Here is a 6,800-nt window from a genome sequence, read left to right as displayed (position 1 = left end):
CCGCAAACCCCGGGCAGACGTGACGGCAATACGAGCGAGGCGATCGCCGGCCTTGCCGCGCGCAAGGCCGCCGCGCGCCTGCTTGCCGCCGTCATCGATGCTCGCACCCCGCTCGACGGCCTGACCGACAACGAGCACGGCCACCCGCAATACAAGGCGCTCGATGCCCGCGACCGCGCGCTGGTGCGCGCCATCCTGGTCACCGCGCTGCGTCACCGCATGACTGTTGCCGGACTGCTGGCAAAGCGTCTGGAAAGGCCGCTGCCGGCCAATGCCACCGCGCTCTCGCATATCCTGCACGTGGGCGCGGCGCAGATCCTGTTTCTCGATATCCCCGACAGTGCGGCCGTCGACCTTGCCGTCACCCACGCCAAGTCGGATCCGCGCACGCTGCGTTTCTCCGGTCTGGTCAACGGCGTGCTGCGCTCGCTGGCGCGCGCCAAGGACGCCGAGCTTGCACCGGCGCTTGCCACGACGAGCGAAGCGCCGCAGTGGTTCGCGGATCGGTTGACCGCGGCCTATGGCGCCGACAAGGCACGCGCCATCCTTGCCGCGCATCGCCATGAGGCGCCTGTCGATTTCACGGTCAAGTCAGACCCAGCATTCTGGGCAGAGAAGTTGCGCGGCATCGTGCTGCCGACCGGTACGGTGCGGGTCGAGAAGCTGCAGGCCGGCGTGACCGACCTGCCCGGCTTCGCCGAGGGCGCCTGGTGGGTGCAGGATGCGGCGGCAAGCTTGCCGGCGCGCCTGTTCGGCGACATCGAGGGACGGCGTATCGCCGACCTTTGTGCCGCGCCCGGCGGCAAGACGGCGCAGCTCATCCTCGCCGGTGCGAACGTCACCGCTCTCGACACCTCGAAGAACCGGCTGACCAGGCTGGGTGAGAACCTGAAACGCCTCGGCCTGTCGGCGGAGCTGGTGCAGACCGACCTGCTCGACTACCGGCCGGCGGAACTGTTCGACGCCGTGCTGCTCGACGCCCCCTGCTCGTCGACCGGCACCGTGCGCCGGCATCCCGACGTGCCGTGGACGAAGACCATGGCCGATGTCGAGAAGCTCGCCACGCTTCAAAGCAAGCTCCTCGCCCACGCCGTCGGCCTCGTCAGACCCGGCGGGCGGTTCGTTTTTTCCAACTGTTCGCTCGATCCTATCGAGGGCGAGGATCTTTACCGCGCTTTCCTTGCCGAGACTCCTGGCGTGGCCGCCGATCCGATCCGGCCGGGCGAATTCGCAGGTCTCGACCCGTTCCTTACGGCCGACGGCACGTTGCGTACCACGCCCGCCGACATGATGCTGGAATCGCCCGGCATTTCCGGCATGGACGGCTTCTTTGCAGCCCGGATGAGAAGGACGATTTAGGCCGTTATTGCATAAAACTTGCGGACTTTTTTAGGGACGGCCCCCGGCGGCGGCGCGTGAAGGGCTCCACTTCGGTGAAATCCGCCTTCGCATAAGTTCTTGAATCATATAAGCTTGTGCTTCGGGACTGAGGACAATCAGGAGGGGTTTTGGCACTTGCTGCCGGCAGCACGACGCGTCTTTGGACGCTTGTCGCGAGGGAGTTCTGGCGCAAGATGCGCCGGCGCCTTCGTGCCGGTCCTGTCTATCGCTGGCGTTATTCCGGCCGCACGCCCGAGCGCGTCCTCATCGCGCCGCCGGATCTGAGGCTCGCCGACCCGCAGATCGCGCTTGAAATCTACTGTGGCCGCTATCCGCTGTCCGGCCACATGGTCGAGACCGGCGGCAAATCGCCCTTCCAGATCGATGTGCCCAACCACGGTTGGCAAAAGACGCTGCACGGCTTCCGCTGGCTGCGCCACATGCGCGCCGCCGGCACCGAGCTGGCCGCCGCCAATGCTCGCGCCCTGGTCTCGGACTGGATCGCCATGCACGGCAACCAGATATCGGGCGTCGCCTGGGAGCCTGGCACGACGGCCAAGCGGGTGATTGCGTGGCTGCAGCATTCCTCGATCGTGCTGCAAGGCGCCGAGTTTCCGTTCTACCGCGCCTTCCTCAAATCGCTTGCCATGCAGATTCGTTATCTCAGATCGATGGCGCGCGAGATGCCGGACGGCAAGGACAGGCTGCGCGCCCGCATCGCGCTTGCCTTCGCCGCCCTGTCGCTGCCGGCACCGGCCTCGGCGCTGCGCAACGCCACGCGCAATCTGGCCGAGGAGTTGGACCACCAGATCCTGCCTGACGGCGGCCATATCTCGCGCAACCCGATGACGGTGCTGGAATTGCTGGCCGACCTTTTGCCGCTGCGCCAGACCTATGCCAACCAGGCCGAGGCGCCGCCGCCCGCCTTGATCAACGCCATCGACCGCATGCTGCCGGCGCTGCGCTTCTTCCGCCACCAGGACGGCAGCCTCGCCCGCTTCAACGGCATGGGCGCCACCATCCATGACCGCATCGCCACCATCCTGCGCCATGACGACGCGGCCGGCGCGCCGCTGCTGCACGCGCCGCATTCCGGCTATGAGCGCCTGTCGATGGGCGGCGTCACGGTGATCGCCGACACCGGCACGCCGCCGCCGGTCGACGTTTCCAACGCAGCCCACGCCGGGTGCCTCGCCTTCGAGCTTTCTTCCGGACGCCAGCACTTCATCGTCAACGCGGGCATCGACACCTATGGCGCCGCCGAATTCCGGCCGCTCGCCCGCGCCACCGCCGCGCATTCGACCGCCACCGTCAACGATACGTCGTCGGCGCGATTCAGCCATTCGCTGCGGGTCAGCGACCTGCTCGGCTCCCCGCTGATCGGCGGCCCGCAGCACGTGCCCTGCAAGCGCATCGACCAGAAGGGCGTGCACGGCTTTGTCGCCCGCCACGACGGCTATGCCGCGCGCTTCGGCTTCCTGCATGAGCGTGAGCTGAAGCTGACGACCAACGGCAATGTGCTCGCCGGCCGCGATCGCTTTCTGCGCCCCGGGAAAGCCACGATCCGCAACAATGGCCGCGACTTCGTCACGGTGCGCTTCCACATCCATCCCGACATCGGACTGCTGCAGGACGAGCAGGACCGCCTGACCTTGGCGGCCGTCCAGGGCGACACCTGGGCGTTCACCTGCGCGGAAGTGGCGCCGGAGGTCGAGGAATCGATCTATTTCGCCGGGCTCGGCGGACCGCGCCGCAGCCGGCAAATCGTGCTTGCCTTCAAGGCCTCGGAAATCGCCGAGGTGCATTGGCAGCTGACGCGCACCAATATCGCCGGCTAACCCGAAAACAACTGATACGAAGCGAAGGAACCCGCGCTGCGCGCTTGATTTCCGGGCCTCATATGCTACGGCCGCGAACGTTTCCCAACCAGCCTTGAAAGGCCGCCAGCCATGGCCGTCCCCGCCAAGAACATTCCGGCGCCCGACCTCGTTCCGGTTCGCCGCGCGCTGCTTTCCGTTTTCGACAAGACAGGCCTGATCGACTTTGCCAAAGCGCTTGCCGCCGCCGGCGTCGAACTGGTCTCCACCGGCGGCACGGCCAAGGCGATCGCCGAGGCCGGCCTCGGCGTCCGCGACGTATCGGAATTGACCGGTTTTCCCGAGATCATGGATGGCCGCGTCAAGACCTTGCATCCGTCGGTGCATGGCGCGCTGCTCGGTGTCCGCGACGATCCCGAGCACGCGAAAGCGATGCACGATCATCATATCGTGCCGATCGACCTCGTCGTCTCCAACCTCTATCCGTTCGAGGAGGTCCGCCGCTCCGGCGCCGGCTACGCCTCCATCGTCGAGAATATCGACATCGGCGGCCCGGCGATGATCCGCGCCTCGGCCAAGAACCACGCCTATGTCGCGATCGTCACCGATCCCGCCGACTACGCCTCGGTGCTCAATGCGCTCGAAATGAATCTCGGCTCGCTGTCGCTCGATTTCCGCAAGAAGCTGGCGGCGAAAGCCTTTGCCCGCACCGCGACCTACGACGCGGCGATCTCCGGCTGGTTCGCCGAGGCGCTCGAGATCGAACATCCGACCTGGCGCGCCTTCGGCGGCCGCCTCGACCAGGTGATGCGCTATGGCGAGAACCCGCATCAGGGCGCCGGCTTCTATCTTTCCGGCGACAAACGGCCGGGCGTGGCAACGGCAAGACAGCTGCAGGGCAAGCAGCTTTCCTACAACAACATCAACGACACCGACGCCGCCTTCGAGCTGGTCGGCGAATTCGATCCGGCCCAGTCGGCGGCGATCGCCATCATCAAGCACGCCAACCCGTGCGGCGTCGCCGAAGGCGCGACGCTGAAGGCGGCCTACGCCAAGGCGCTGGCCTGCGATCCGGTCTCAGCCTATGGCGGCATCGTCGCCATGAACCGCATCCTCGACGCCGAAGCGGCCGAGGAGATCGTGAGGATCTTCACCGAGGTGATCATCGCGCCCGACGCCACCGATGAGGCCACGGCGATCGTCGCGGCGAAGAAGAACTTGCGCCTGCTGGTCACCGGCGGCCTGCCCGATCCGCGCGCGACGGGCACGATGGCGAAATCGGTCGCCGGCGGGCTGCTGGTGCAAAGCCGCGACAATGCGGTGGTCGACGATCTCGAGCTGAAGGTGGTGACAAAACGCGCGCCGACGCCGGCCGAAATGGCCGACCTCAAATTCGCCTTTCGCGTCGCCAAGCACGTCAAGTCGAACGCCATCGTCTATGCGAAGGACGGCGCCACCGTCGGCATCGGCGCCGGCCAGATGAGCCGTGTCGATTCCTCGCGCATCGCCGCCCGCAAGGCGCTCGATGCGGCGGAAGCCGCCGGCCTTGCGGAACCGCAGACCAAGGGCTCGGTGGTCGCCTCCGATGCCTTCTTCCCCTTCGCCGACGGCCTGCTGTCGGCGATCGAGGCAGGGGCCACGGCCGTGATCCAGCCCGGCGGCTCGATGCGCGACGACGACGTGATTGCCGCCGCCGACGAGCACGGCATCGCCATGGTGTTCACGGGGGTGCGGCACTTCAGGCATTGAGCGCGCCCTCTCCTTCTCCCCTTTGTTTAGACCGGGGACATCGCGAACAAGTGTGCGATGTCCCCAGTCTAAACAAAGGGGAGAAGGAGAGGCGTTATTCCACCGGCTTGTCCGCCGGATAGGGCGTCCTGAGCAGGATTGCCATGCCGAGGCCGAGGAACAGCGCGATCACCGCCATGCCGAGCCGGGCCGAGCCGCTGGCGAGCGTGATCGTCGACACCAGGAACGGCGCCAGGAAGCTGGTTGCCCGTCCTGCCAACGCGTAGATGCCGAAATAGCGGCCGGACTCGGCGGCCGTGACGCTGCGCGCCATGTAGGAGCGCGACGAAGCCTGAACCGGCCCGAAGGCTAGGCCGATCAGCAGGCCGTAGAGGATGTAAGCCTTTTCGGCCGCAGTGCCGAACAGGCCGCCGGAATCGGTTGTGGGCAGTTGTATCAGGCCGAGCAGCGTGAAGCCCGGCCCGGTCGACACGACGCCGACCGTCGCGAGCAGAAGCAGGACCAGCGCGATCATCACCACGGCCTTCGAACCGAGCGCGGTGTCGAGGCGCGCCGCGATCCAGCAGCCGAAGATGGCGACGACGTTGAGGATGATGCCGAACATGCCGATCTCGGTGATCGACCAGTTGAACATGCCGGCGGCGAACGTGCCGCCGAGCGCCAGGAGCGCGTTGACTCCGTCCTGATAGATCATGCGGGCGACGAGGAAGCGGAAGATGCCGACGCGCCTGCGCACCTCGAAGAGAGTGGACTTCAACTCCGACAGGCCTTCGCGCACCGCCGGGCCCATCGAAAGCCCCTTGCTGGCGTCCGGCGTGAAGAAGAACATCGGCAGGATGAACAGGAAGTACCATCCGGCCGACATGGGCCCGGTGAAGCGCGCGTCCTCGCCAAGCTTCGGATCGAGCCCGAACAGCGGGTCGAGGCCGATGATCGTCTTGCCGGTCTCCAGATTGCCGGCCAGGAACAGCACGACGAAGATCAGCGCCACCATGCCGCCGAGATAGCCGAGCCCCCAGGCGACATTGGAGATCCTGCCGATCTCTTCCTTCGGCACCAGGCGCGGCATCATGGAATCGTTGAAGACGGTAGAGAATTCCGCCGCCACCGAGGCGAGCGAGAAGAGCAGCACGATCAGGAAAAGGCTGGAGCCGGGCGCGGCGAACCAAAGCAGCGTGAGGCTGACGATCTTGATCGCGGCGAAGAAGGCGATCCATGGCTTGCGCGGTCCGGTCTGATCGGCGACCGAGCCCAGCACTGGCGAAAGCACGGCGATAACGAGACCCGCGGCTGCGATGCCGTAACCCCAGGCAGCCTGCCCGGTGGTCGGATCGCTCGCCATGCGCGAGACGAAATAGGGCCCGAAGATGAAAGTGGTGACGACGGTGAAGAAAGGCTGCGCCGCCCAGTCGAAGAACATCCAGCCCCAGATGCCGCGCCCCGTTGCCCGCTGCACTGCTACTTCGGCCATGTCCCCTCCGGCATCATCGCTCCGCCCGCGACCCGCGCCATGTCTGCATGTTTTCGGGCGGCGATGCAAATGAACAAGGAAGCAGCTGCCCTTACTGGTTTGCCGGCCCGATTTCCGCATCAGTGGGAAGAAGAGCGCCTGCCTCTACCTCCCCCTTGTGGGGAGGTCGGGGCCGGGGGGGGGGGCGGCGCCGCCCCCCCGCCCCGCCGCTTCGACCCTCCCCACAAGGGGAAGGTAAGCCTCACATCCCCGTCAGGTCGCTCATCAGGCCGGACGCCACCGAAAGCCTCGACACGGTGATGTCGCCGCCTTCGGTCAGCGCCTGCAGCCGGTCGCGGATGCGCCCGACGCGTTCGCCGCCGGCCTCCAGCCAGGCCGCGACC

At 66.7% G+C, this 6,800-nt stretch carries 4 protein-coding genes; 3 read left to right on the top strand and 1 reads right to left on the bottom strand.

Going from position 1 to position 6,800, the window contains the following annotated elements; all coding sequences use genetic code 11:
- The 3 genes from DH10_RS31330 to purH form a co-directional block, all read left to right on the top strand.
- Positions 1-1,359: RsmB/NOP family class I SAM-dependent RNA methyltransferase (locus DH10_RS31330; RefSeq protein WP_192385704.1), on the top strand; the 1,359-nt coding region annotated here is incomplete at its 5' end.
- A gap of 149 nt (positions 1,360-1,508) precedes the next feature.
- Complete coding sequence (locus DH10_RS31325; protein WP_192257343.1) at positions 1,509-3,218, top strand: heparinase II/III family protein; 1,710 nt, start codon at positions 1,509-1,511, stop codon at positions 3,216-3,218.
- Positions 3,219-3,329: 111 nt separating this feature from the next.
- Complete coding sequence (purH, locus tag DH10_RS31320) at positions 3,330-4,946, top strand: bifunctional phosphoribosylaminoimidazolecarboxamide formyltransferase/IMP cyclohydrolase (protein WP_192257340.1); 1,617 nt, start codon at positions 3,330-3,332, stop codon at positions 4,944-4,946.
- Positions 4,947-5,040: 94 nt separating this feature from the next.
- Here the strand turns inward: purH and DH10_RS31315 are convergent, their stop codons facing one another.
- The gene (locus DH10_RS31315; RefSeq protein ID WP_192257338.1) at positions 5,041-6,417 is read right to left on the bottom strand and encodes an MFS transporter; all 1,377 of its coding nucleotides are present in this window, start codon (positions 6,415-6,417) and stop codon (positions 5,041-5,043) included.
- Positions 6,418-6,800: the final 383 nt, after the last annotated feature.

It is taken from the genome of Mesorhizobium silamurunense (genome assembly GCF_014843825.1).
GTDB classification, from domain to species: Bacteria; Pseudomonadota; Alphaproteobacteria; order Rhizobiales; family Rhizobiaceae; genus Mesorhizobium; species Mesorhizobium silamurunense.
This window is presented reverse-complemented; position numbering and strand designations above follow the sequence as displayed.